Origin of the sequence: Desulfonatronum sp. SC1, assembly GCF_003046795.1 — a bacterium.
Taxonomy (GTDB): domain Bacteria; phylum Desulfobacterota; class Desulfovibrionia; order Desulfovibrionales; family Desulfonatronaceae; genus Desulfonatronum.
Genome location: NZ_PZKN01000006.1, coordinates 100,079 through 126,754, shown reverse-complemented (window position 1 = coordinate 126,754; position 26,676 = coordinate 100,079). Strand labels below are relative to the sequence as shown.

At 61.5% G+C, this 26,676-nt stretch carries 15 protein-coding genes; 8 read left to right on the top strand and 7 right to left on the bottom strand.

Annotated elements, in window-relative coordinates; translation table 11 throughout:
• Positions 1–137 precede the first annotated feature (137 nt).
• The gene (locus C6366_RS05090) at positions 138–3,395 is read right to left on the bottom strand and encodes a PAS domain S-box protein (RefSeq protein WP_158269655.1); all 3,258 of its coding nucleotides are present in this window, start codon (positions 3,393–3,395) and stop codon (positions 138–140) included.
• Positions 3,396–3,462: 67 nt separating this feature from the next.
• Positions 3,463–3,894: a PAS domain-containing protein gene (locus C6366_RS05085; RefSeq protein ID WP_158269654.1), complete on the bottom strand. Its 432-nt coding sequence runs from the start codon at positions 3,892–3,894 to the stop codon at positions 3,463–3,465.
• 187 nt (positions 3,895–4,081) lie between these two features.
• Between C6366_RS05085 and C6366_RS05080 the strand changes: the two genes are divergently transcribed.
• Genes C6366_RS05080 through C6366_RS19985 form a run of 3 tightly spaced genes read left to right on the top strand, consistent with a single transcriptional unit; the run spans position 4,082 to position 5,166 of the window.
• On the top strand, positions 4,082–4,342 hold the full coding sequence (locus C6366_RS05080) for a hypothetical protein (RefSeq protein WP_107736261.1): 261 nt from the start codon (positions 4,082–4,084) through the stop codon (positions 4,340–4,342).
• 4 nt (positions 4,343–4,346) lie between these two features.
• The gene (locus C6366_RS19990) at positions 4,347–4,781 is read left to right on the top strand and encodes a DUF4143 domain-containing protein (RefSeq protein ID WP_368731477.1); all 435 of its coding nucleotides are present in this window, start codon (positions 4,347–4,349) and stop codon (positions 4,779–4,781) included.
• Positions 4,782–4,800: 19 nt separating this feature from the next.
• Entirely contained in the window at positions 4,801–5,166 is a 366-nt protein-coding gene (locus tag C6366_RS19985) for a hypothetical protein (RefSeq protein WP_199221431.1), read from the top strand.
• On the opposite strand, the gene C6366_RS05070 is transcribed toward C6366_RS19985, so the two are convergent.
• The 5 genes from C6366_RS05070 to C6366_RS05050 all read right to left on the bottom strand — a co-directional run bounded on the left by C6366_RS05070 (position 5,121) and on the right by C6366_RS05050 (position 15,123).
• Complete coding sequence (locus tag C6366_RS05070; RefSeq protein WP_107736260.1) at positions 5,121–6,044, bottom strand: diguanylate cyclase; 924 nt, start codon at positions 6,042–6,044, stop codon at positions 5,121–5,123. The two genes, C6366_RS19985 and C6366_RS05070, sit on opposite strands and share 46 nt — an antisense overlap.
• A gap of 52 nt (positions 6,045–6,096) precedes the next feature.
• On the bottom strand, positions 6,097–9,681 hold the full coding sequence (locus C6366_RS05065; protein WP_158269653.1) for a response regulator: 3,585 nt from the start codon (positions 9,679–9,681) through the stop codon (positions 6,097–6,099).
• Between the two features lie 249 nt (positions 9,682–9,930).
• On the bottom strand, positions 9,931–10,797 hold the full coding sequence (locus C6366_RS05060; RefSeq protein WP_146164775.1) for a PhnD/SsuA/transferrin family substrate-binding protein: 867 nt from the start codon (positions 10,795–10,797) through the stop codon (positions 9,931–9,933).
• A 115-nt stretch (positions 10,798–10,912) separates the two neighbouring features.
• Complete coding sequence (locus C6366_RS05055) at positions 10,913–14,056, bottom strand: efflux RND transporter permease subunit (RefSeq protein ID WP_107736257.1); 3,144 nt, start codon at positions 14,054–14,056, stop codon at positions 10,913–10,915.
• Positions 14,053–15,123, bottom strand: a complete 1,071-nt coding sequence (locus C6366_RS05050; RefSeq protein ID WP_107736256.1) for an efflux RND transporter periplasmic adaptor subunit — start codon at positions 15,121–15,123, stop codon at positions 14,053–14,055. Before C6366_RS05050 ends, C6366_RS05055 begins: the two co-directional genes overlap by 4 nt.
• Before the next feature lie 272 nt (positions 15,124–15,395).
• Between C6366_RS05050 and C6366_RS05040 the strand changes: the two genes are divergently transcribed.
• The 5 genes from C6366_RS05040 (at position 15,396) to C6366_RS05020 (ending at position 26,668) form a co-directional block, all read left to right on the top strand.
• Positions 15,396–17,183: a hypothetical protein gene (locus C6366_RS05040; protein ID WP_107736254.1), complete on the top strand. Its 1,788-nt coding sequence runs from the start codon at positions 15,396–15,398 to the stop codon at positions 17,181–17,183.
• Entirely contained in the window at positions 17,155–19,050 is a 1,896-nt protein-coding gene (locus C6366_RS05035) for an autotransporter assembly complex family protein (protein ID WP_158269652.1), read from the top strand. Before C6366_RS05040 ends, C6366_RS05035 begins: the two co-directional genes overlap by 29 nt.
• A gap of 27 nt (positions 19,051–19,077) precedes the next feature.
• Positions 19,078–23,604, top strand: coding sequence for a translocation/assembly module TamB domain-containing protein (locus C6366_RS05030; RefSeq protein WP_107736252.1), 4,527 nt, complete (start codon positions 19,078–19,080; stop codon positions 23,602–23,604).
• Positions 23,605–23,678: 74 nt separating this feature from the next.
• On the top strand, positions 23,679–25,907 hold the full coding sequence (locus C6366_RS05025) for a malate synthase G (protein WP_107736288.1): 2,229 nt from the start codon (positions 23,679–23,681) through the stop codon (positions 25,905–25,907).
• A complete protein-coding gene (locus tag C6366_RS05020; RefSeq protein WP_107736251.1) occupies positions 25,904–26,668 on the top strand; it encodes a trans-aconitate 2-methyltransferase in 765 nt (254 codons plus the stop codon). The genes C6366_RS05025 and C6366_RS05020 overlap by 4 nt, the downstream gene beginning before the upstream one ends.
• Positions 26,669–26,676 lie beyond the last annotated feature (8 nt).

Below are 26,676 nucleotides of genomic sequence, written 5' to 3'. Positions count from 1 at the left end.
TCGCGGTTAGGTCCGTGGTGCCGCAGGGTTGGGTTGCGTTTGGCGTGACCACAGCAGGCGGGACATCGTAACCACCCAAAATTTCTCGCTACCTCTTCTGCAACCGTTAAACCGTTATACTGTTGCACCTCTCCCCCCTACCCCACCACCTCACGCAATTCCTCAAATCTACCCGCCAACGCCCCCATCCTCGCTCCAACCGCCACTAGGTCGCCATCCTTGACTGCGTCCTCCATTTCCTTGGCCAGGGCCCGCAGACACTCCGCGCCGATGTTGGCGGCCATGCCCTTGATGGTGTGGGCCACCAAGTGTGACGTTGAGGCGTCGCCGGCGTCTAAGGCCGTTTGAAGTTCCTGAATACGCTGGGGCATGTTGTCCTGGAACATCACCAACACATCCCGCACCAAGTCCTCGTCGCCCATACACCGATCCAGTAGCGCGCCCCGGTTGAACACCGACGAAGTGTCTTCAGCCTTTGCCTGCCTTTTGCCCGTTACATCCAGCTCCGTCCTTACAACGTCTCCTCTTCGGACGTTTCTCCTCTCCTGGCTTCTGACTCCTGACTTCTGAATACCCAGTTCCGCCTCCTGAACAATCTCTCTTCCCAGCCACATCCCCAGTACTCGGGCCAACTCAACCGAATTCACCGGCTTGGCCACGAAACCATCCATCCCGGCCTCGACGCACCGTACCCGATCCTGTGGCAAAACCCCGGCGGTCATGGCGATGATCGGCGTTCGCTGAGGGGGATGAGGGATGAAACCTGAAACCTGAGGGAAAGAAGAGGGCTGAGGTATGAGGCCTGAGAGCTGAGGATCGGAACTCTGTCCTCTGTCTTCCGACTCCTGTCTTCTAATTCTTCTCGTCGCTTCCAGCCCATCCATCTCCGGCATCATCACGTCCATCAGCACCAGATCGTATGGAACTCTTTCCAGAGCTTGGAGGGCTTCGCGGCCATTACCCACGGCGTCGCCGCGCAGGCCGAATTTCTTGAGTATGCCCAAGGCCACCTGTTGGTTCACGGGGTTGTCCTCGGCCAGGAGGATACGCGCGTTGGCGTGGCCAAAATGAAAAAGTTCGCAAGGAACAGGGTGGTGCCCTTCGTCGTCAAAACACTCCTTGTCCTCTTGATGTGCCAGGTCCAAGCAGATCGTGAACCAGAAGGTAGAGCCCTGGCCGACCACGCTGTGGACACCGATCCGGCCGCCCATCATTTCCACCAATTGCCGCGATATGGCCAACCCCAGACCGGTTCCCCCGAATCGGCGGGTAATGGACGCATCCAACTGCGAAAATTTATTGAACAGCAGGCCGACCTTGTCCTCGGGAATGCCGATGCCGGTGTCCCGGACCGTGAAGCGGAGCAGAACTTCGTTTTCGGAAGGGCTGAGGGATGGAATCTGAGACCTGAAAATTGAAGAATTTTCATCAGTCATCATGCTACCGACCTTGACCACAACTTCACCCTGCGCCGTGAACTTTATTGCGTTGCCCACCAAATTGGTCAAAACCTGACGCAATCGTCCGGGATCGCCACGTAAAAGACGAGGAACTTCAGGATCGATGAAGGAGATGAATTCCAGGCCCTTCTCTTGGGCGCACAGTGCCAGGGTAGCGGCAAAATCGTCCATCAGACTGTGAAGATCGAAGTCTACGGTTTCAATATCCAGACGTCCGGCCTCAATCTTGGAATAGTCCAGAATGTCGTTGATCAGGTTCAGCAGGGCCTCGCCGCTGGACTGGATGGTTTCGGTGAAGCGGCGTTGCTCGTCGGTCAGGCCCGTGTCCAGAAGCAGGCCGGTCATCCCGATCACCCCGTTCATGGGTGTCCGGATCTCGTGGCTCATATTGGCCAGGAATTCGGACTTGGCTCGGGTCGCCGCCTCGGCATTGACCAGGGCCGCGTCCAGTTCCTGATTCTTCAACTCCATCTGATCGGCATACTGATAAAGCCGACCCTCGGCCTGTTTGCGGGTGATGACCTCCCAGGTCACGTCGGCCAAGAAGGTCAAGGCGTTCAGGTCTTCCTGGGTGTAGTCCACGGGCTTGTTGCCCACGCCCATGATGGCCACCACCGTATCATGGCGCATGACCGGTACGACCATCTCCCGGACCACCTCCGCATGACCGTCCGGCAACCCTTTCTTGTGCCCCAATGAGGCGTAGTCGTTGTGGATCACCCCCCGGCGTTCCCGGATGCAGTCCACCCAGATCCCAGCCTGGTCGATGTCGTAGTGCAGGCCCAGGCCCGGCGCCTTGCAGAAGCGCTCCTTCGTCGCCGTAGACCACTGCTGCAGGGACAGGGTCTTCTGGTCCTGCTCCACCAAATGCAAAAAACTGATGGAACTGTTCAAAAACCGTTCGATTTCATCGAGGGATCTGGTCATCAAATCTGCCAGGGGGTGGCTGGAGGCGTAGCTGATCAGCCTGAGCCGAATTTCCGTTTGTTCCTCGGTCCGCTTGCGATGAGTGATGTCCTCCTTGACCGCGACGTAATGGGTTGTCCGCCCCTGCTCATCGGTGATCGGAGAAATGGAGGCGGATTCCCAATACACGTCGCGATTTTTTTTGATGTTCTTGAACTCTCCGCGCCATTCATTGCCCGAGCTGAGGGTCGCCCACATTTCCTTGTAGTCCTCTGTTTTCTTGTCCGGGGACTTCAACACCCTCGGATTCTGGCCAATCACCTCGTCAAAGGCATAGCCCGTGACCTTGGTGAATGCCGGATTGACGTACTCAATCGTGCCCTGCAAATCAGTCAGGACGATACTGACCGGGCTTTGCTCCACGGCTCTGGACAGCTTGCGGAGTTGGTTTTCGATCTGCTTGCGCTCCGTGATATTCATGGCCGTAGCCAAGACACGATCAACCCCGCCCAGATTCACCACGGTCAATTGAACCTGAACCCAGATGGGTTCCCCCGTTGTTTTGCGGCTCAGCCACTCAAAGACCTTGGGCCCCTCGGTTGCCGCCTTGTGGATACAGGCCACGGCATTCTCTTGGGAATATGGAGTATCCAGCCAGAGATTATGTGCTTGAAGCTCCTTCAGGGAAGTATACCCGTGTGCTGTCCAGGCTGCCTTGTTCGCGTCCACGAGTTCGCCGGTTTTCGCATTGTGAACATACAGCAAGGCGGATGTTTCATGGAACAACGACTTGAACTGCGCCTCGCTGACGCGAAGCTGCGTCTCGGATTCGGCCAACAATCGCCGACCGCCCCCCAAACCGACCAGCCCCAGGATACCTGCCAACAAATGCGCCAGAACCATCGTGGAAAAGTCCACTTGGCGACAATTCCAGACCAGTGACGCCGCCAGCACGGCGAGCCAGATCACCGTGGCCGTTAGTATCAGCCGGTTCGTGGCCCAAGAGGAAGGCATGGTGCGTTTATTCATGGTGTTGTTCATAGATTTACGGGCCAGCGGATTGTCGTCGAATAATGTTGTTTGACGTACTTGTCCGTCATGATTGCTGCATGAGTGTGGGGGCAACCTGCATGCCCTGCCAGATCTCGGTCACATCCTGGCTGACGCCGAACAGCTTCAAAGGCCGGCCGCCCCCGTCGCGCACCACCTCGCCCAGAGAGGAGACCCAGCGCACTTCTCCGGTATCCTGACTAATGATCCGGTGTTCGATCCGGTATTCCGGCTCGCCGCCCAGTACTTTGTGGAGACACTCCTGGACAGCGGACAGATCTTCGGGGTGGGCCAAGGGGAAGAGTTCCGCCGCGGTCATCACTCTGGGCCGACTGCCATGAATCGCAAACCTGTTTGGGGACATGCGGAACACATCCGCTTCCATGTCCCACTCCCAACTGCCCATCCGAGCCATCTGTTCGGCCTTATACCCGTTGCTTGCGCAGTTCATCCCACTGCTGGCTCGTCTGCGTGGCATCCGCATCCACAGCACGAGACGCTAGGGTTTGTCCGCAACGTCCAAGACGGGAAACAGTCTGAGTTCCAGGACGTGATCGTCAATAAAAATGCTAGGGTCAGGCATCCCGAGTTTACGGTCTGGGAAACCATTTCCTTGATGCGCCGCAGGGTCTTTCTGTCGACAACATCCTGCAGATAACAGGTCGTTGCTGGATCGCATTTTCCAAATAAAGTCGGCGGAATGCGCTGTTCCCGTCCAGCGCGGACAGGTCCGGGGCCAGGATAATCAAAGCATCCCGGGCGGAATGCACCACGCCCTGCAACAACCGTTGCGCATCCAGCATCATCTGCTCGGACTGCCTCCGGGCATGACTTTCCTGCTCCAGGGCTTGACTGCAACGCTCCCGTTCCCGGATCAGCTCTTCGAGCTGAAATATCTGACCGCCCTGAGAGGCGGACCCTGCTGATTACCTGGCTGGTTACATTCACACCTGTCTGCGCGAAGAGGTTCAGCAGGAAGGGCTGGTTCGCAACCTCCAAGCCTTCGCCCGCTTCCTGGAAGCAGCCTGCCTGTCCCAGGCCGGTGTCCTGAACATCTCCGAAGTGGCACGGGAATGCGAGGTGAACCGCAAAGTGGTTGAGGAGTATTTCCATATTCTGGAGGTTCTCCTGTTGGCCTGGCGTTTGCCCGTGTCCACCAGGAAAGCCCAACGCCGCATGACCGCCCATCCGAAGTTCTTTCTGTTCGACGCCGGAGTATTCAAGGCGCTTCGACCAAAAGGCCCGCTGGACCGGCCCGAAGAAATCGACGGAGCGACCCTTGAGACCTTGATTTTCCAAGAACTGCTTGCGGTCAACGACAATCTGCGCATGGGCTTTGACCTAATATTACTGCCGGACGGCTGAGAAACAGGAAGTGGGCTTCGTGCTGTACGGTGAAAAGGGGCTGATCGCCATTGAGATCAAGCGCACCATGACCATCAGACCCAGGGATCTCAGCGGCCTGCGGGCGTTTCTCCATGACTACCCCATGGCGAGAGCCTTTGTTTTCTACGGCGGACGTGAACGGCGCTACCTGGATAACATGGAGGTCATCCCTCTGGAACAGGCCCTGCCTAGTTTGCCCGAGGTGCTCTGCCCCGTGGACGCTGGGGGATTGATGATCGGGTTTATCGCTTACCGGTGGTTGAAACCACCGGCTCTACGATGCCATCCCTTTGGGATTGGGAAACGTCTGAAGTCCGACTACCCCTCCCAAACCCGATTCCTCCCGGCCTCCTTGGCCTTATAAAGGGCCTGGTCCGCTGCTTTCAGAATATCTTGCGGCGATTGATCCTGGACGGCTCGACGGGTGGCATGGCCCACGGAGACGGTTATATGTTCGACAATGGGGGAATAGGCGTGGGGCAGGGCCAGGTTGGCCACGGTCAGCCGCAATGTCTCGGCCAGCCTCGCCGCGCCATGGGAGTCGGTTTCCGGGAGCAGGGCCACGAATTCCTCCCCGCCGTAGCGGGCAATCAGGTCCGAGGGGCGATACACCGCGGACCGCAACGCCTTGGCTACCCGCTGCAGGCAATCATCTCCAGCGCCGTGGCCGTAATTGTCGTTGTAGGCCTTGAAATGGTCGATATCCAGCATGATCACGCTGATATCCCGGCCGGACCTGGCCGCACGTTTCCATTCCTGTTCCAAGGCCTGATCAAAGCTGCGCCGGTTGGCTATCCCGGTTAATCCGTCCACCAGGGCCAGTTTTTCCAGCATGTCCGTGCGGATCTTCAACTGGACATGGGTGCGCACCCGGGCCTTGACCACCGCGTTGTTGAAAGGCTTGGGAATATAATCCACGGCTCCCAGATCCAGGCCCTTGGCCTCGCTTTCACCGCCGCCCATGGCGGTGACGAAGATAACAGGTATGCCCTTGGTCTTCGGGTCGTTCTTCAGCCGCTTGCACACCTCGTACCCATCCATGTCCGGCATGATGACGTCCATAAGAATCAGATCCGGAATCGTCTCCCCTGAAGCCAGTTCCAAGGCCTTGGCACCGCTGAGGGCGACCAAAACGTGGTAGTCCTCTCTGAGCAATTGGGCCAAGGCATGAATAACCGTCTTCTGATCGTCCACGACAAGAACGACGGGCTTTTGTCGGGATTCCTGACTTTGAATGTCCATGAGATATCCTGTCTGTGTCGATTGCACGCGGTATGCCCACGTATCATTTGCCTCAGCCAATATCCACACCCAGCTTCCCGGCCGTCTCCAGTAATAATTCCGCGGCCTCGTCCTGGGCAAAGCCGTCAACCAGGGTTCGCAACTTGTCAGCCAAAGCGTGGCCCAGCTTGTGTTCCACGAAACCGACCACAACCTCCAGCAGATCGTCATCCACCAGCTCCCCGGCCCGCAAGGCGGCCAGAAGCCGACGCATGGACGGGGCGATGTCTTCGGGCAAGGCAGCGCTCCTGGTCCCCGCCCCTGGCGCGGACACCTTCTCCAGCCCGGTGCGAACTTGATCCAGAGCCGCGACAAGCTCCTCGCGGAGTCCCGCGCCACCCCCCCGTCCCTGTTTGAAGGCCAGGTCAATGGCCACGGCAGCCGCGGCCAGGCGCTCGGCCCGGACCAATCCGGCCACCCCTTTCAGGGTATGAGCCATGCGGCGGGCTCCCTGATCGTCAGCACCCTCCTGTTCACCCCACGCCAGCATTTCGGGCAAGACCGAGAATTCCCGCTCCACCTGATCCTTGAAGCCCCAAAGAATCTTCCGGTAAAACACTGCGTTCCCGTCAAAGGCCCTCAGCCCTTGCTCCAAGTCAAAACCCTCCATGGCCTCCGGAAGCACCTCGTCGCCCCCCTGACCTTCGCGTTCCAAACCAGAGTCCGACCCGGACCGCGTCTCTCCCTGAACCCGCAACCACTGTGCCAGCGTGTTATACAATTCTGCCCTATAGATGGGTTTGGCCAAATGCCCATCCATCCCCGCCTCCCGCGCCATCTCCCGATCAGCATCCATGACCGCGGCGGTGAGGGCGATGATGGGAGTACGCCGGTGGGAGGGCTGAGGGCTGAAACTTGAAACATGAGGGGCGGAAGTCTGATCTCCGACCTCTGATTTCTGACTTCTGACTTCTGACCTCTGACCTCTGGCCTCGTCGGCGCGAATGCGCCTCGTCGCTTCAAACCCATCCATCTCCGGCATTTGCAAATCCATCAGAATCAGGTCGAAAGGCCGGATGCGGAACAGATTCACGGCTTCGAGGCCGTTGTTGGCGATGGTGATTTCGGCCCCGGTTTCCTGGAGTATTTCCTTGGCCACTTCCTGATTGATGGGGGTGTCTTCCACCAGGAGGATGGAGGACCCGGCAAAAGAGGGAATGGCCTGGCGCGAAAAACGTCCGGGTGCGTTACCGGGTGCCGAGTGCCGATCGCGAGCGGCTTCGACCATGGCGTCCACCAAGGTCGAGGCGGTCACGGGTTTGGATAAAAACGCCTGAAACGGTGGATGATTCGGGGGCATGTCCTCGCGACTGTAGGCACTGATGATGCAAACGGGGATGTCCGGACCGGCCAGGGCGCCTTGATCCCGGAGTTGGCGCAGCCGCTGGACGGCCTGCAAGCCGTCCAGCTCGCCGGGCATTTTCCAGTCCATAAGGATCACGTCATACGGCTTTCCGATACGCTCCGCCTGGACCACCATGTCCACGGCAGCCTGGCCGCTCTCCGCCTCGGAAACGACAAACCGGCAGCTCTCCAGCAATTCACGAAGGACATCCCGGGCCACGGGCTGATCATCAACCACCAGAATCCTGGCCCCTGGATCGCACAGACTCGAACAGTCCACATGTTCAGAGCTTTCCTGGGAAACAGGCAGGTCCAGCTCAAAAGAGAAGGTGCTGCCCCGCCCCGGTACGGACTCCACTCCCAACTCGCCGCCCATGCGCTCCACAAGCTTCCGGCTGATCGCCAAACCCAGCCCCGTGCCGCCATATTTGCGGGTGGTGGACGTGTCCGCCTGACTGAAAGCCTGGAACAACCCGGCAATCTGTCGGTCGTCCATGCCGATGCCGGTGTCCCGAACCGTGAAGCGGAGCTTCACGGTTCGGGGTTCGGGGTTTAACGGTTCACGGTTCACGGTTGGGGGCGTGGTGTTGTCGGGATGTGTTGCATTTGGCGCGACAATCGTTGGGCGACCGCGGGTCGTCCCTACATCCAAACCGCCAACAACCGCATCACCAACCGTTGAAACATTGGACCGTGAACGGTGAACCTCTTGAACCTCCACAACTACCTCCCCCTGCTCCGTGAACTTCAAGGCATTGCTCAGCAGGTTCGTCAGCACCTGGCCCAAGCGCAGGGAGTCGCCGATCAGGGCGTGGGGGATGTTGGGGGAGACGCGGAGGGCCAGTTCCAGGCTCTTGGCGTCCACCGTGGATGCGAACAGGATCTTCATCTGACCTAGCAAGTCGTCCAGCTTGAAGGGATGCAGGTCGAGTTCCAGTTTTCCGGCCTCGACCTTGGAAAAATCCAGAATATCGTTGATGATACCCAGAAGCATTCGCGAGGAACCGCTGATCTTGTTCAGGTAATCACGCTGCTTGGCCGTGAGCTCGGTCTGGAGCAGCAGATCGCTCAGGCCGATCACCGCGTTCATGGGCGTACGGATCTCGTGGCTCATATTGGCCAGGAATTCGCCTTTGGCCCGGCTGGCCTGCTCGGCCTTCATCAAGGCATCGTCCAGCTCGATATTGTTGTTTTCCAAAAGTTGCGCGTACGTTTGCAACTTTTGTTCAGCCCGCTTGCGCAAGGCCATGTCCCGTCGCAATCTGCGCTGCTGGGTGACGAGGTACTGCATGGCCAGACCCAGCAGCAGGACCAGGACCAGAGCCAGAGCGGCCTGGACCTGGCTGGCTAGGCGGAGACTCTTGAGCGTCTCCGAATGCGTAAACCGGACCAGATAAGCCATGGTCCGACCGGTCAGGTCGGAAAGGGCCAGAAAGGTCACGGCGCAGCTTTCCTGTCCAAGTGTGACCGGGATCATGAAGGAGACGCCCTGGCGCATATTTTCCTGAACCTGTCTGTTTTGGCGCAAAAGCGGATTCATGCCCTGGACCCGCTCGGACTCGACAAAATCACGAATAATCCGCGAAATAGCAGGATTTTCTATCACATAGTCAAGATTGAGTTCTGATGAGACGTATTTTTCTCTATGCTCCGTATCCACTGACTCCAAGACCGCATCCCGACGCAACAACAAGGCATAGTCTCCGCCACCGATCATCTCCACGAGATGGGCATGGATGCGGTCAAAGGGCAGGGTCATCTCCACGCTGCCCAGGTGGCGGCCATTCCGCTGAAGGGGAAAAACGAACCGGAACCCCGGGTAGGTGCGGCCCAGTTCCAGGCCAGTAACGGGGCGCGATTCCTGGTTGGCGATGCGGATCGAAGGCCGCAAGTCAAAAAGGGGATCACCGGCCATGTGGGGCATGTGGAACCGCAGCAGCGAACGATCATCAACCAAATGAAAATGGAACTGGGGCATGCCGGAAGCATTCAACTCATCGTAGAGTGGCCCGAGCAGACGAAAAAGCCGTCCCCGGACCACCGGCAACACATCTTCCGGCGTGTCCAGAGCCAGCTCCACCAAATCCAGGACTTCGGACCGATTCACCTGCAAGCGAAAACGAATTTCCGCCTCCCGGCGATAGGCTTCAATGGCCGCCCGGTAAGACACGTCCAAGACCATGACATGCTGCTCCGCGACCAGATCCACCTCCTGACCGTACTGGCGGTAAAAAAAGTGCCCCACAAGGAGCATGACGGCCACAGTGAGGACCGGAATAACGAGCCGAGCGGGGTGGAGGAGGGGTTGCGGCATCAGCATGGGAGGCAGGTGTTCAGAGGGTCAGGAGTTACAGGGGGGCAATGGTTGAGGGTAATGACTGCAATTCGGTTGTTGGGATGCACCGTTGTGCGCCCTACGGCGATGCGGCATACGTAAAGCGCCCCGACCCCAGCACGGCCCCAACCATGAACCATGAACCGTGAACCGATGAACCCGGAACCTTCAAGGTATCTCCGCCGGATCGCCGAATTCGCGGAATCCGGCATAGGCGTCGTCGCTGGCCGGGGCCATGCCATGACGGATGGTTACACCCCATTGGTCGAACTCTTCCGGGGGCGTGGCCAGGAGAATGGAACGGATGCGCTGGATATGGTCGGCATCCAGGGTGCGGGCATTGGCGAACAGGCCGGTGGCAGGCACCCAGTCCGAATAGGCGCGAATCGTGATGCCCAGCGGTGCGTATTTATGGGCGAACTCGTCCTTGACGCTTCCGGCGACGACCTCGCCGCGGACCACGGCGAAAATCACGGCTTCATGGGTGCCCAGGTAACGGTACGCGATGTCCTTCAAAGACAGATCGGCATGATCGCGGACCATGGCCTCAGCACCCAGATAGCCACACGTGGACAGACGCGAAGTCAGGCCGAAGGGCTGGCCGCGGAGTTCCGACAGGACGATGTCGTCGCCAAAAAAGGTAATCAGGGCACAACGATACCGGGCATCACCAGCGGGTTCCATAAAAAAAACCAGCGGCTCCACCTCGGGCATCCGCTGGCGCAGGGCGACATAGGGCAACGGACCCAGAAAGACCAAGTCCAGTTCGTCCTGCTCAAAGGCCGTCAGGATTTCCTGGCGATCGTCAAAATAGACCATCTCTACGGGGTCCTGAAGCTGTTTCTCCAGGTAGGCCACCAAAGGGTTGAATGCCCTGACGATCACCTCCCGGCTTTCCATGGGCAAAGGGGCGAAACGAATGGGTTGCGTGGCCGTCGCAACTGACGAAAGCAGAAGAGGAAGAGCAAGCAGGATGGAGATGCCCAGCAGGCGCAGACGGAGAGAACCGGGCAAGGGAATATGATAGGCGGGCATGGTGGCGACCTCTGTTTCGTCTGTCGTCAATTCAAAGCACGGATTTGGCCAGCCATACCCTCTCGTTTTTCACGGTGCAAGGAAAAAAGCGGGAGCTATTGTCTCCCTTCAACCTTCATCCCTCATCCCTCCCCCCATACAGCCCCCGGGCCGTTCCCGGCAGGCTTTTAGAAAGGGAACAAAGCACGGGCACCACGATCAACGTCAACAAAGTGGCCGCGGCTAGGCCGAAGACCACGGCCACGGCCATAGGGCCCCACCATTGGGCCGATTCGCCGCCGATGCTCCAGCTCAGGGTCTTGAAGTCGAAGCTGACTCCGGTGGCCATGGGCATCAGGCCGAGGATGGTGGTGACGGCCGTGAGCATCACCGGCCGGAACCGGACCATCCCGGCCCGGACCAGGGCTTCGGTGCGTTCCATGCCCCGCCCCAAAAGCTGCATGTAGTAGTCGATGAGCACGATGGCGTTGTTCACCACCACCCCGGCCAGGCTGATCACGCCGATCCCTGTCATGATGATCCCGAAGGCCGTACCCGTGACCAGCAACCCGAAAAACACGCCGATCAGGGAGAAGAGCACCGAAGCCAGAATGATCAACCCGGGGATGATGGAATTGAACTGGGTGATCAGGATCAGGAAAATCAGGAAGATCACCGCGATAAATGCCTTGCTCAGGAAGTCCTGGGCCTTGGCCTGCTCCTCCTGCTCGCCGGTGAACTGGTAGGAATACCCCCGGGGCCATTCAAAACCGGCCAGAAGCCGCTGGATGTCCCCCAGGACGTCGTTGGCCAGCCTCCCGGAAACCGAAGCTGAAACCGTGACCACCCGGCGCTGGTTCAGGCGCATGATGTCCCCCACACCGCTGCCCAGTTCCACCTCGGCCACGCTGGTCAAGGGAATAGGCTCTCCCAAAGGCCCGGAAACCGTCAATCGCTTCAAGGATTCCAGGGAATCCCTGGCTTCTTCGGGCAACCGAGCCGTGATGTCGTACTCATCCCGGTCGTCGCGTAAGACCCCCACCCGCACTCCGCCGATGGCGGCCTTGATCGTGTAGGCGATGGTGTAGGCGTCCAGGCCCAACAGGGCCGCTTTTTCCTTGTCGATATTGATCCGGATCTCCGGCTTGCCCTGGACGAAGTTGTCCTTCAGGTCCACCAGCCCGGGCACGTCCCGAATGGCTCGTCGAACCTGGGCCGCCAGTTCGCCAAGAATCCGGATGTCCCGTCCGGAAATCTCCATGTTCACCGGAGGCCCCGTGGGCGGACCGCCCTCTTCCTTTTCCACCTGGATCTCGGCTCCGGCAATGGTCGTCAAAAGACGTTCGCGAATTTCGTCCAGGGTCTTGGTGGAGGACTGAGAGCGGTCGTGAAAGTCCACGAAGTCCAGGGCCACCCGGCTCAAATGCGTTCCCGGCCCGCCCGCGGCGAACGGATCGCCTCCGGCGGAGCCGATGTTCCCGATCACGAACTTGATGTCCGGGTATTCCATGACGATGTCTTCCACCTGAGCCACCAGCCGGTCCGAGGCGTCCAGGCTGGTGCCTTCAGGAGCGCGGATATGCACGTAGGCCCGATTTGGGTCGGTCTCCGGAAAGAACTCCACCCCCTTGCCCCAGGTTCCGAAACCGACCATTGCCGCGACCAGCATCAACACGGCGGTTCCCAGAACCACCAGCCGATGGCGCAGCGACCAAGTCAAAAGACCAAGATAGAGCCGCTTGATCCAGGGCTCGCGGACCTCTTCCTGGTCGGTTTTTTTCGCATCCTCGCTTTGTCGCGGCTTGGGCGTTTTGACGACCTGGTACCGGGCCGAAAGCACCGGATTGACCACCAGGGCCACGAACAGGGAAGCCGAGAGGACCATGATCAGGGTCTTGGGCAGGAACATCATGAACTCGCCCACGATCCCGGGCCAGAACAGCAGCGGGATGAACGCGGACAGGGTGGTCAGGGTGGCCGTAATCACCGGCCAGGCCACCTGGTCCGTGCCGATCCGGGCCGCGACCTCCCGGGGCCGGCCCTGCTGCATGTGACGGTAGATGTTCTCCACCACGACGATGCCGTTGTCCACGAGCATGCCCAGAGCCAAAATCAGGGAAAAAAGCACCACCATGTTCAGGGTGATCCCGAATCCGGAAAGCAGGGCGAAGCCGATGAACATGGAGTAGGGAATGGCCAGAGCCACGAACACGGCCGAGCGCCCGCCGATGAACAGCACGATCACGCCGAGCACCAGAATCAAGCCGGAAAGAATGTTGTTTTCCAGCTCGGAGACCATGAACCGAACATCCTCGGACATGTCCGAGGTGATGTCCAAAACCAGATCCGGCGGCAGATCCGGACGGAGCCTGTCCACCATGGCCCGGACCTCGTCGCAGATCCGGACGATGTTCTCCCCGCTGCGCTTTTGCACCGAAAGGGTCACGCTGGGCCTACCGTTGATCCGACTGCGGGTCAGGGGATCTTTATGGGTGTCCTCGATCCGGGCCACGTCGCGCAGATACACGGGGCGTCCGTCACGGACAAAAGCCACGATGGAAAAGATCTCCGAGGGATGCTTGAAGTCCTCGGGCACCCGCACCAGGTAACGGGTTTCGCCGATGTCCATGCTCCCGCCGGGCATGTTCACGTTACTCTGGGTCACGGCCTGGATCATGCTGGAAAAGGGCACGTTGTAGGCCCGGATGCGGTCCAGGTCGAACTCCACCCGGATTTCCCGCTCCAGCCCGCCGCTCTCCAGAACGTTGAGCACCCCGGGGATGGTCTCGATCTCGTCCTTGAGGTCCTCGGCCCAGGTCTTCAGCCGGGCCAAGGAGTACGGCCCGGAAAGAACCACCCTGATCACCGGGATGTCCGAGAAGTTGACCTCCTCCACCACCGGGTCGTCCTCCAGGTCCGAGGGCAGATCCGCCTTGGCCTGGTCCACCTTGACCCGAACCTTCTGCAAGGCGTCGTCGATGTCCACCGAAGGGATGAACTTCACCGCCACCGTGGACAACCCCTCGGCCGAACTGGCCCGAATCTCCTCCACCCCGGCCAGCCCCTTGAGCTTGCGCTCAATGGGCATGGTGATCAGCGTCTCCATGTCCTCCGGGGCCACGCCTTCATAGGTCGTGGTCACGAACACGTACGGGATGGTGATATCCGGGAAGGCTTCCCGCGGCAAAGTCAGATAGGAATACACGCCGATGATCACCAGGAACACCAGCAAAGTCAGGACCGTGGCCTGGCGGCGCAAGGCCCATGTGTTGACGATCATCGCACCACCACCGCCGTTCCCTCATCCACTTCGCGGTGCCCGGCCACGATCAGGCGGTCGCCGGGGTGCAGGCCGTTGATGATTTGGATGCGGTCGCGTTCGATGACCCCGATTTCCACCTGCCGGGCCCGGGCCAGACCGTCTTCTTCCACGTAGACGAGGCGTTCTCCGCCCCGGTCGATCAGGGAAGGCAGAGGGATGGCCAGGGCGTCGGGGATAGTCCGGCGCAGAAAAAGGACGCGGGCGATCATCCCCGGACGGATTTTGCCCTCCGGGTTGTCCATGACCACCTGCGTGCGGAAAGTCTTGGTGGCCGGGTCGCCCCGGAAGGCAATGAAGTCAATGACGCCTTGAAACTCCTGGCCCTGAAAGGCGTCCACCATCACCAGCACGGGCTGGCCCACCTCCAGAAAGCGGACGTCCATCTCCGGAACCTGGACCTGGACCTTGATCTTATCAATGTTCACCAACTCGATGACCACTTGGCCGCGGTCCACGAATTCGCCGACCTCGACCAACTTCGTGTTAACCCGGCCAGGACTTGGTGCCCTGAGCAGGCCTCGGTCGTACTCGATTTCAGCCTGTCGAAGCGCCTCCCGGGCCTGGACCTTCTCGCTGCGGATCTGGTCCAGCTCTTCTTCGTGGATGATCTGCTCCAGGAACAGCCGTTCCCGTCGTCGCAACTGGTCCTCGAACAGCTCGAAGGCCGACCGCGCCCTGGCCATGCCCGCGCCCAGAGCCGTGACGTCAATCTGGGCGATGACCTGCCCGACCCGCACATGGTCGCCCTCGCGCACGGAAAGCTTTTCCACCCTGCCGGCGGTCTCCGCGGCAAGATCCACGCTCAACCAGGGCTCCGCCGAACCGGGGAGCAGCACCACGTCCCGGATTTCTTGCGGCACGATCTCCTGAATCACCACGTTCACCCGGCGCGGGACTGAAGCCTCCTGAGGTTCTTCCCCGGACGAGGAGGAACAGCCAAAGAGCAATGCAACGCCGACCAGAGTCAGCAGGACCAGCAGAACCAGTCGGCAGAATGAAATCAAAAAATACGTCGTCTTTTGCATATGCGACCCCCCGCCTCGGGGGGAAAAGATGGAGGTGGTTGCAAGAAATGTCTTGATGGGCTAGGTAATAAAGATATTAATTACTGGGTTAACCGTCCTGATCGCTCGGCCTACCTACTCCCTTCCATGACCATGTTCAAGTTCTTCGCCGTAGCGGACGCCGTGCAATCGGCGCCCCAAATGCCAACAAACGCTTACGAGTTTTTTAGATAACCAAAAATAATGCCGGGACGGCTTCAGGCCGCTCCTGTGAACATGCTTTGGAGAGATTCATGCCCGCCTTCCCCACATTTTTTCCGCGTCCACGGCCATACTTGGCCCTGATCTTCGCCCCGGCTCTGACCCTGCTTTTCGCCCTGACACTGGTTTGCGCATCACCCTCCGTTCCGTTCGCCCAGCAAGACCCCGCTCCAACGCCCGGCCTTCCAGCGATGCCCTCTCCGGGCTCGACTCAGAATCTGGAAGAGCGGCTGGACGCCGTTCGATCCCAACTGGCCAATATCGCCCAGTCCATCCAGGATCGCCGCCAACATTTGGACGATCTGCGCCGCCACATGGCCGAAGCCCAGACCGCCTCGGAACGCGCCGAGATGGAAGCGGAAATCGAAGAGCTGGAGCGCTTGATCCAGGCCTCCAGGACCACCTTCGAGTCCGTGGCCACCGGCGGCGTGGACAGTTCCATCTTCCGCGACCAACCGGAACAACCCTTTGACTGGCAACAACAACTTTTCGAGGTCATTGAGCCTTTTCTCGACCAACTCAAGCAGTTCACGGAAACGCCGCGCAACATCGAACGGATCAACCGCGAAATAGCCCAGGATCAGGCTAGATTGAACGTGGTCAACCGAGCACTGGCCAACATCGCCAACGTCATCGCCGGAGTTCAGGACGAAGAGCTGGCCACTCGTCTGCAGGCCTTGGAAAAATCCTGGCTGCAACGTAAGTCGGACCTGGAGCTGGAAATCAATCTGCAACAGCTCCAGCTCCAGGAACTGCGAGAGGAGCAAAGAACCTTCTGGGACATGCTCCACCAGGGCATGCTATCCTTTGTCCAAGGCCGCGGCCTGATCCTGATCATGGCGGTCGTGGTCACCGCCGGGGTCTGGTTCCTGCTCCAGACCCTGCCCAAGGTCGTCCGCCGCAAAGAGGACGATGCGGTCGTCCTGAAACGCAAGCCCCACGCCAAACTGTTCACCGTGGGCTATCAGGCGATTTCCGTCATCCTCGCCCTGTGCGCCCTGCTCCTGGTGCTCTACGTTTCCGGAGACTGGCTGCTTCTGGGCTTGGCCATGATCATTCTCGTCCTGGTTGCCGTGGGGTCCAGGACCTACCTGCCCAAGTTCATGACCGAGGTCCGAATGCTGCTGGACATGGGTCCGGTCCGGGAAGGGGAGCGAATTTTCCTGAACGGAATCCCCTGGGAGGTCAAAAACCTGAACATGTACTCGACCTTGTACAATCCGGAACTGCAAGGCGGCGTGCTGCGTGTGCCCCTGGGCGATCTGGCCAGCCAGATATCCCGCCCGGACGACCCGGAGGAACCCTGGTTCCCGACGCGCAAGGACGACTACGTGATGCTTTCCGACGGCACCTACGGCCAGGTGCTGCTCCAGACGCCGGAGGTGGTCCAGATCAAGCACGTCGGGTCCGTGCGCACCTTTTCCACGGGCTCCTTCCTCGGGGCTTCACCGCGGAATCTGACCCGCAACGGCTTCGGCTTCGCCGTAACCTTCGGCATCGACTACCAGCACCAGGCCATCTGCCTGGAGGAAGTGCCGGCCATCTTCGAAACCGCGGTGACGGACGCCCTGAGGGCCTCATTCACCGACGGCCTCGAATCCGTGCTGGTGGACTTCAAGGAAGCCGGGACCTCTTCCCTGGACTACCTGATCTATGTGATGATGAACGGCAAGGCGGCCGGCTCCTACTGGGCCGTGGGCCGGATCATCCAGCAGTCCTGCGTTCGGGTCTGCAACGAACATGGCTGGATCATCCCTTTCACGCAACTCACCGTGCACCAGGGAGATGGCTTTGAGGCCCTGCGCACCGCTCGGTCGTAGTCGCCGACTGTCGCGATTCCTCGTTTTCGCCCTGGTCCTGGCCGGCCTGGTCGTCACGACCAGCCCGGCCCAGGCCCAGTTCGACAACCTGCGGGATCTTGTCCCGGACGCCCTGCACCAGACGTTGTTCGGCACGGATGCGTATCAAGTGGTCTTCGAAGGCGAACTGGACCCCGCCCTCCGGGACATCCTGCGCTCGGTGTCCGAGTCACACGCCCTGCGCGAGCGTATACCGGCCACGGAGCAGATGTTCGACCGCCGCGCCCGGGCCGACATCCCTAATCTGCTTCGCGCCCTGCGTTCCGAAGGCTACTATGACGGCCGGGTCGAGGCACGCGTTGACCACCAAGCCACCCCGCCCAGGATCGTTTTCCAGGTCCAGCCCGGGCCAGCCTATTTACTTCAGGCCGTGCATTTCGACGGTCCGGATTCCGAGGACGGGTTCGCCTTCCCTAATCCCGACCCGGCCTCCGCGGGGCTTGCTTTGGGCAACCGGGCAAGGGCGCCCGAAATCCGCCGGGGCACGGACATGTTCCGCGAATTCCTGCGCGAAAACGGCCACCCCTTTCCCTGGGTGGCGCTCCGGGAAGCCCGGGTGGACCACGAGTCTCGAACCCTAGTCGCCACCTATACGTTCAACCCCGGCCCATCGGCCCGCTTCGGCCCGGTGACCGTGGAAGGCGAGGAGCGGGTCTCGCCGCGCTACATCCTGGACAAAATTCCCTGGTCTGAAAGCCAGCCGTTCCGGTCTTCCCAACTGAACAGGCTGCGCGCCACCCTGATGCAGACCGACCTATTCACCATGGTGGACGTCTCCCATCCCGGCTCGATACCCGCATCTAAGGACAAACTTGGGAACACCAAATTTGGGAACAACGAACTGCCCGTGACCATCTCCGTGGTGGAGCGCGTCCCCCGGACCGTCAAGGCCGGCGTGGGCTACGAGACGGATACGGGAATCGGCACGGCCCTGGAATGGGAACACCGCAACATCCTCGGCAGCGGCGAACAGCTCCGCACCCGGCTCCATCTGGCCGAAAAAAGGCAAATGCTCGAAGGCGCCTTCCAGATCCCGGAGTTTCCCGACCCGTCTCAGTCGCTGTCCATTCAGGGCAATATCGGCCAGGAAACAACCGACGCTCTGGAAAAAAAGGAAGCCACGGCCGGAGCCATGATCAACCGCCGACTTGACCGCTTCTGGACCGTGGGCCTTGGGGCGAACTTCCGGTACTCGGAAGTCACCCAGCTTGGGGAAACCGAGACCTACGGCCTGATCTCCACCCCGGGCGAGCTGACCTGGGACAAGCGCGACAGCGTGCTCAACCCGGCCAGGGGCTGGCGGATTCAGCTTCGGGCCGAACCGTTCCTGGACACGCTGGAATGGAACACGACCTTCTTCAAGCTTTCCGGCTCCCTCAGCGCCTTCCTGCCCATCCTGGCCGAGGATCGCCTGGTCCTGGCCGGACGGGGCGCCCTGGGGTCGATCACCGGCGAAGCCAGCATGAACCTGCCCCCGGACCAGCGCTTCTACGCCGGAGGCGGCGGCTCGGTCCGCGGCTACGCCTATCAGTCCATCGGGCCGGAGGTGGACGGCAAGGTCGTGGGGGGCAAGAGCATGGTGGAAGTGAGTACGGAACTGCGGCTGCGCCTGGAGAACAACATCGGCTTGGTGGCCTTTCTGGATGGCGGACAGGTGTTCAGCGAAACGGAGCTGCGATTCCAGGACGATTTCCTCTGGGGCGCGGGGCTGGGGCTCAGGTACCACCTGGACTTCGGCCCCATCCGCCTGGACGTGGCCTTCCCGCTGAACCGCCGGGACAAGGACGACGTGTTCCAGGTCTATGTGAGCATTGGGCAGGCGTATTAAGCACCAAGCCAAGGACGAAAAAGACGCATGACCGAGCCGAACGCCTCTTCAACGCGGCATCCCGAAAAAAAGAGCGCACGCCGGTGGTGGCTCTATCTGCTCCTCGCCCCGGCGGGACTGTTGATCACGTTTGTTCTGATGATCGTCATCCTGCTCCGCACCGACTTCGGCCTCCAACGCCTGGAAACCCTCCTCAATTCCAGCCTGGCCGACGTGGGCGGGCAGCGGGTCGCGTTGTCCGGACTGCACGGTCGGTTTCCCTTCGACCTTCGGCTTGCTGAACTGCGCCTTGCCGATGACGAGGGAGTATGGTTGGAGATTGACGACGTCGTCCTGCGTTGGTCCGGCCGGGATATGCTTGCGGCTCGCATCCGGATTCAGGAGCTGAGCGTGGACCGGGTCGAGCTAATGCGTGTTCCCGCCGATGACGATCCCAAGCCGGACCTTGAGCCCGCCAGGCCGGAATCCTGGGAGACGCTCCTGGATTTTGAACCGCCCGCGGCTTTTCCCCGGGTGGCCCTGGACAATCTGGACATCCGCCGGATCATCCTGGCCGAAGCCGTGGCCGGTGAGCGGATCGTCCTGCGCCTGACCGGGGATCTGGACGCCGGGGAACACCATGCAAGGGTGAACCTCGGCCTGGACTCCCTGGCTGGTCCGGCTGGAGAGGCCAGCCTGCTCAGTCTGCGGGCCGGGTTCGCGCCGGAGACCGACCTTCTGGATCTGCGTCTGACCTTCTCCGACCCGAACGGCGCTCTGGCTCCCCTGCTCGGCCTGCCCCCGGCCACGCCCCTGGAAGTTGTCCTGGACGGCGACGGGCCGCCCCTGGCCTGGGACGGCGCATTTTCGGTCCAGGCCGGAGATCTGGTTTCCCTACGCAGCGATCTGGGCCTGGCCTGGCCGGATCATCCCAGCCTGACCTGGACCGGGGAGTTGCGCATCGCCCCTTCCCTGCTTCCCGAGCCCGCCCAGGCCTTGCTGCCTCCCACGACGTTCAAAATCCAGGCCTCCATGCCCAACCCCGACGTCGTGCATCTGGCCGGACTCGCGCTGCGCAACGCCCTGCTGGACCTGAACGTGCACGCTGACGTGGATCTGGGCCAATCCACACTGACCGGCGAGGTGCGCCTGGACGTGCTGGATACGGCCCCCCTGGCCGAGCTGACCGGAGTGGAATTGGGGCCGCGCGTCCGCCTCCAAAGCGACATTTCCGGCCCCCTGACCGGTCCGGACATCCAACTCGCCCTGCACCTGACCGATGTTTTCGCGGACCCGGTCCGGGTCGGCGGACTGGACCTGGACGCCGCGTTCCGGTTCAGCGCGACAAACGAGACGGGCGAGACAGGCGAGCCAAAGGAGACGACGAGGCCGACCGACCTGATCATCTCCGTCGTGGGCGTCCTGGAAGCCCAGGGGCTGCACGTTCCGGACACGGCCCTGCCCCCGGAAGTGACAGCGAGCTTCGACGCGGCCTATCACCTGACGGACAACGTCCTGAACGTTGCGTCCCTGAACCTGCTCGGCCAGGGCGTGGACATCCACGCCCTGGCCGAATTCGGCCTGGACACCAGCCGACTGGACGCCAGCCTGGAGCTGCGCCCCAGCCCGATCCAGCCCTGGCTGGCCCCGCATGGTCTGGAAGAGGTCGGCGGCGATGCCGATCTGCGCATCACGGCTCGCGGCACGGTCCAGCCCATGGATCTGGATGTGAATGTGGACGCGGGACTGGCCCGCCTCTCTGGCCTGCCCGATCCGCTGCCCCACCTGTTGGGTTCAGCCCCCAGGCTGCTTGCCCATGTTCGACTCTTGCCGCCCGAGGATGCCGCAACGGCCGGACCGGGAAGCATTCAGGCCCAGACCCTGCGCTTGCAATCACCCGGCCTGGACCTGAACGCGACGGCAGAGTTCACCCTGGCCAGCGGCGAGCTGAACGCCCAGGCCACCCTGGCCCTTCCGGACCTGACCCTGGCCTCGCCAACGCCTGATATCGGCTTGGCCGGAGCGGCCGTGTTGGACGTCCAGGCCCGGGGGGACGTCAGCCAAAATCTGACCCTGGATCTCGACCTGCGAAGCGACGATTTACAAGTCGCCGACCTGGACGCCTTTCCGCTCCAACTGCTCGCGACCATCCGTTCCCTGCCCCAGGCTCCGCGCGGGGAGCTGTCCCTGACCGCGTCCCCCATGCAGGCTCCGCTCTTCCTGGAAACGGCCTTTGCCCTGGACCAAGACCTCCTGCGCCTTTCGGAACTGGAACTGATCGTGCCCGAAGGCGCGCTGCACGGACAAGGCGTCGTGGACCTGGACAGTCAGCTAGTCACGGCCCGCCTCCAGGGCCGCATCCAGGACATCGCCCACCTGAGCGCCCTTGCCGGTCAGACCATGCACGGCGCTCTGGACCTGGATGTGCAACTTCAACCGGACAGCGGTGCCGACGAGCAGATCCGGCACGTCCAGAACGGCCGGATCGACGCGACCCTGAACCAGTTCCAGGCGGACTTCGGCACCCTGGCCAGCCTGAGCCTGACCGGCAGTATCCAGGACGCCTTGAGCGCCCAAGACGGGCTGAGGTTGAACCTGGACGTGGCGGCCAAAGATTTTCAAGCCGGAGAAACCAGCGTCAATTCTTTGGACGCGACCATCATCGGATCACTCACGAACCTGGTACTGAACGCCGCGGCCCGGGGAAACGCTCTGCACCCCTTCACGCTCCAACTTGAGACCGCCTACACAGCCCAGGACGGAAGTCACTCCGTGGAACTACGTAATCTCTCCGGTAATTGGGCCGAACAATCATTGCTGCTGACCGCGCCCGTAAGCATCACCCTGGGAGCCGAAGAACAGGCCATCTCGCCCCTGCATCTGGAATTCGGCCAGGCCACCCTCCGCGCCGACGCTCGAGTTGGGCCGGAGGACGCCGATCTGCGTCTGGGAATCGAAAGCCTGCCCCTGTCGCTGTTCACCCCGGAGATCCTGGGCACGGTCACCGCCGGGGTCGTGCTCCACGGCCCCACCTCGGCCCTGCGCGGCGACCTGACCGTGCTTGGCGAGAACCTGCAACCCGTGCGCAGCGGCCTGGAGAACGTTCCGGCCCTGGATATCCAAGCCGACGCGGCCCTGGACGGGACAACCGTCGCACTGATGGCCGTCCTACGTGAAACCGAATCGACCACCCCCTTACTCCAGGCTCAGGGACGAACGCCGATGACCCTCGGCCTTGCCCCCCCGAGCGTGGTCCTGCCCCCCGACGCCCCGGTGAGCGCATCCGTGCAAGGCGATTTGGACCTGGGCTGGCTAGGGGAAATCGTGCTCACGGACAGCCAGTTGCTGGCCGGAACGCTTGAGTTGGATTTCCAGCTCGGCGGAACCCTGGACTCTCCACAACCCAAGGGGAGCATCCATATACGCCGGGGAGCTTACCAGCATCTTCTCCAGGGCGTCCTGCTCCAGGATATCGAGGCCGAGGGCCAGGTCACGGACGAACGGTTCGAGCTGACTTCACTCACCGCCACGGACAGCGGCCAGGGTCGTCTGCATGTCACGGGAGGGGCCGGTCTCGACCCTGGGCATAGCTTCTCCTTTCAGTTTTCAGTCAAAATGAACAACATGAACATCCTGGACAGCCCCATGGTCCAGGCCAGGCTGGCCAAAGTCGAGTTGGACATCTCCGGCTCCACCGCGGCTCAGAAGGTCAAGGGCGAAATGGTCCTGGACCGGGTGGAAATTTTCCTCAAAGACGTGGGCGGCCCCCAGGTAGTGGATCTGCCGGTGGTGGAGACCAACAAGCACCATGCCGCTTCAGCGGAACCTCTAGCTCCATCCACCCCCGCCCCGCCCCTCGCCTTGGACCTGGAAGTGCGGTTCCCGGCCCGGGTCTTCGTGCGCGGTCGGGGTCTGGATTCGGAATGGGGCGGCAACCTGCGGATCACCGGTACCGCTGCCGAACCCGTGATCCACGGGGAGATCAGGCCTCAGCGCGGACGCCTTGATCTGGTGGGCAGACGATTCACCGTGGACCCGGAAAGCGTGATCCAGTTCACCGGCGGTCAGCCGCCGTTGCCGTTCATCAACCTGGCGGCCTCCCAGACCCGGCGCGACCCGGATGGCGAGAAAACCTTCACCGTGCGCATCAGTGGAGTCCCTCCGGACATTCCGCCCCCGACATTGACCTCAGATCCGCCCCTGCCCCAGGATGAAATCCTGTCCCAGATGCTCTTCGGCCGGTCCCTGTCCCGTATCTCCCCAACCCAGGCCGCCCAACTGGCCCTGGCGGCCCGGGAACTGGCCGGCCACGGCTCCGGTCTGAACCTGATGGGCACTGCCCGCGACCTGCTCCAGCTCGACGACCTGGACCTGATTTCCGGTCAGAACGGCGACATGGGCCTGCGCGCCGGAAAATACATCCACGATCGCGTCTACCTGCGCCTGGACAGCGACTTGAGAACCGGCCAGGAAACGGCATCCGTGGACGTGGAACTCAGCCCCCGGATCAACCTGGAAAGCACCATCGGCCCCAAGGGCAGCGGGCTGGGATTGTTCTGGAAAAGGGATTATTGACCGTTCGTCTCACGGAGCAAATCATTGACGCCGCGTCCGCCGCGCAAACCAAGATATCTTATCAAGGGAGGACGATCATGAATTATATTCAGGCTGGAACGTTGCGGATCGCCAAACCGTTTTACGACTTCATCGTTCAGAAGGCCGCGCCCGGGACCGGAGTGGAGCCGGAGCGCTTCTGGAGCGCCCTGGAGGAGATCGTCCGGGAGTTCGGCCCGCGCAACGCCGCGCTGCTGCGAAAGCGCGACGAACTGCAAGCGGCCATCGACCAATGGCACCGCGACCGGGCCGGACAACCCCACGACGCCGCGGCCTACAAGCAGTTTCTCCTGGACATCGGTTATCTGACGCCCGAGAGTGCATCTGAAGGCTCGGATTTCCAGATCACCACCGAAAACGTGGACCCGGAAATCGCCGCCGTGGCCGGTCCGCAGCTCGTGGTCCCGGTGACCAACGCCCGGTACGCGGTCAACGCGGTCAACGCCCGTTGGGGCAGCCTATATGACGCCCTGTACGGCACGGACGTGGTCGACGAGGACCGGGGGGCGGAAAAAAGGGACGCCTACAATCCGGTACGCGGGGCCAGGGTCATGGCCGAGGCCGCCGCGTTTATGGACCGGGCCGCTCCGTTGGCCGCCGGCCGCCACGTCGACGTGGTCCGCTACATGGTCGCCCCGAGTCCATCCACGCCGGAAAAACGGACACTGGTCGCCCTCCTGGAGGATGGCTCCAGGCAGGGTCTGGCCCGCCCGGAACAGTTCGTCGGCTTTTTCGGCCCCTTGAAACAGGACGACGAACCAAAATCCGTCATCCTGCGCAACCACGGCCTGCATCTCAAACTGCGCATCGACCGCACCCACCACATCGGACGGAAAAACAAGGCCGGGGTCTGCGACGTGGTCCTGGAAGCGGCCCTGACAACCATTCTGGATTTCGAGGACTCCGTGGCCGTGGTGGACGCCGAGGACAAGACCGGGGCCTTTCGCAATCTGCTGGGCCTGCTCAAGGGCGACCTGACCGCCAAATTTTCCAAGGGCGGTCGTTTCGTGGAACGCCGGATGCATGAAGACCGGAGCTTCACGGCCCCCGACGGAACCGAACTCCGCCTGCCCGGACGCAGCCTGATGCTGGTCCGCAACGTGGGCCTGCTGATGACCACGGACATCGTCCTGGACGACCAGGGCCGGGAAATTCCAGAGGGCATCCTGGACGGCCTGACCATGGCCCTGGTATCCCTTCATGATCTCCGAGCTTCCGACGGCAATCCGTACCGTAATAGCCGCCGCGGCAGCGTGTACATCGTCAAACCCAAACAGCACGGCCCCGAGGAGGTCTCGTTCACAAGGGATCTGTTCGCCGCCATCGAGGACGCACTGGGGCTTGACCGCAACGCCCTGAAGATCGGAATCATGGACGAGGAACGGCGGACCACCCTGAACCTCAAGGAGTGCATCCGGGCCGCCCGGGAACGGGTCATCTTCATCAACACCGGATTCCTGGACCGCACCGGGGATGAAATCCACACCAGCATGGAAGCCGGGCCCATGGTCCGCAAGAACGACATGCGCTCCGAGCCTTGGATGACCGCCTACGAGGACTGGAACGTGGACGTGGGACTGGCCGCGGGCCTGAGCGGCAAGGCTCAGATCGGCAAGGGCATGTGGGCCAAGCCGGACAAGATGAAGGAAATGGTCGGGGCCAAGGTCGGCCACCCCTTGTCCGGCGCCAACTGCGCCTGGGTCCCCTCCCCCACCGCCGCCACTCTGCACGCCATGCACTACCACCAGGTGGACGTCTTCGCCCGGCAGCGCGAACTCATGGGCAAGCCCCGGGCTATCCTGGACGACCTGCTCCGACTGCCCCTGCTGGGCGACAAGCGCCCCAGCCCCGAGGAAATCGAAGAGGAACTGGCCAACAACGCCCAGTCCATCCTGGGCTACGTGGTCCGCTGGGTGAACCAGGGCGTGGGCTGCTCCAAGGTGCCGGACATCTCGGACGTGGGCCTGATGGAAGACCGGGCCACCCTGCGCATCTCCAGTCAGCACATGGCCAACTGGCTGCGCCACGGCATCTGCACCCAGGACCAGGTCCTGACCGTACTCCGCCGCATGGCCGACGTCGTGGACCGCCAAAACGCTTCCGACCCGCTCTACCAGCCCATGGGACCAAACCACGACCAAAGCATCGCCTTCCAGGCCGCCCGAGACCTGATCCTCCTGGGCCGCGAACAACCGAGCGGCTACACTGAGCCGATCCTGCACGCCCGACGCAGGGAGGTGAAGGGCGGAGTAAATAGACAATGACATCCCCCTGGATTGCCTACAACGACCTGGCCTGGGTCGATGATTGGTTGGCCGAGCCGGAAGATTATGAGCGGGAAGCCGCTGTTTATGTTGAGTTGATGCAGCGGGCCGCGACATCGGGCCTGGGTCGCGAGCCGCGGACCCTGCTGCATCTGGGCTGCGGGGCGGGCGGGCATGATCGGGAGTTCAAGCGGCATTTCGCGATCACCGGCGTGGATCTGAGTCCGGGCATGTTGGACATGGCCCGGGCCAGACATCCAGAGGTCGAATATTTGGAAGACGACATGCGCTTCGTGCGGTTAAATCGACGATTCGACGCGGTGGTCATTCCGGACTGCATCGACTACATGACCACTCCGGACGAGTTGCGCCAGGCCGTGCGCACCGCGGTGGAGCACCTCCATCCGGACGGGGTGCTGCTTGTGGTCGGTAAGCCGGCGGAGACCTTTCAGGACAACAATTTCGCCTATACCGGCGAAAAGGACGGCGTCCACGTCACGCTGCTGGAAAACAACTACGTCAATCCATACCGCCCCGACACCTACGAGGCCGCGCTCTTCTATCTGATCCGCCGCGGCGGCGACCTGACCATCCACACGGACCATCACGTCCTCGGCCTCTTCCCCCAGGCGACCTGGGACCAGATATTCCAGGAGGCCGGGCTCGCCATGCGTCAAGAGGTTCTCGACGGAGTCTACGACAAGTATCTGCTCAACGACGGCGCGTATCCGATGACGATTTTCGTTGGGCAAAAAAGTTGAAAAACAGG

Excerpts from the sequence above, each read along its gene's own strand:
- C6366_RS05055 (WP_107736257.1), bottom strand. The coding sequence starts at position 14,056 with ATGATCGTCAACACATGGGCCTTGCGCCGCCAGGCCACGGTCCTGACT.
- C6366_RS05020 (WP_107736251.1), top strand. The coding sequence starts at position 25,904 with ATGACATCCCCCTGGATTGCCTACAACGACCTGGCCTGGGTCGATGAT.
- C6366_RS05070 (WP_107736260.1), bottom strand. The coding sequence starts at position 6,044 with ATGGACATTCAAAGTCAGGAATCCCGACAAAAGCCCGTCGTTCTTGTC.
- C6366_RS05090 (WP_158269655.1), bottom strand. The coding sequence starts at position 3,395 with ATGAATAAACGCACCATGCCTTCCTCTTGGGCCACGAACCGGCTGATA.
- C6366_RS05040 (WP_107736254.1), top strand. The coding sequence starts at position 15,396 with ATGCCCGCCTTCCCCACATTTTTTCCGCGTCCACGGCCATACTTGGCC.
- C6366_RS05065 (WP_158269653.1), bottom strand. The coding sequence starts at position 9,681 with ATGCTCCTTGTGGGGCACTTTTTTTACCGCCAGTACGGTCAGGAGGTG.
- C6366_RS05060 (WP_146164775.1), bottom strand. The coding sequence starts at position 10,797 with ATGCCCGCCTATCATATTCCCTTGCCCGGTTCTCTCCGTCTGCGCCTG.
- C6366_RS05030 (WP_107736252.1), top strand. The coding sequence starts at position 19,078 with ATGACCGAGCCGAACGCCTCTTCAACGCGGCATCCCGAAAAAAAGAGC.
- C6366_RS05085 (WP_158269654.1), bottom strand. The coding sequence starts at position 3,894 with ATGCCACGCAGACGAGCCAGCAGTGGGATGAACTGCGCAAGCAACGGG.
- C6366_RS05050 (WP_107736256.1), bottom strand. The coding sequence starts at position 15,123 with ATGCAAAAGACGACGTATTTTTTGATTTCATTCTGCCGACTGGTTCTG.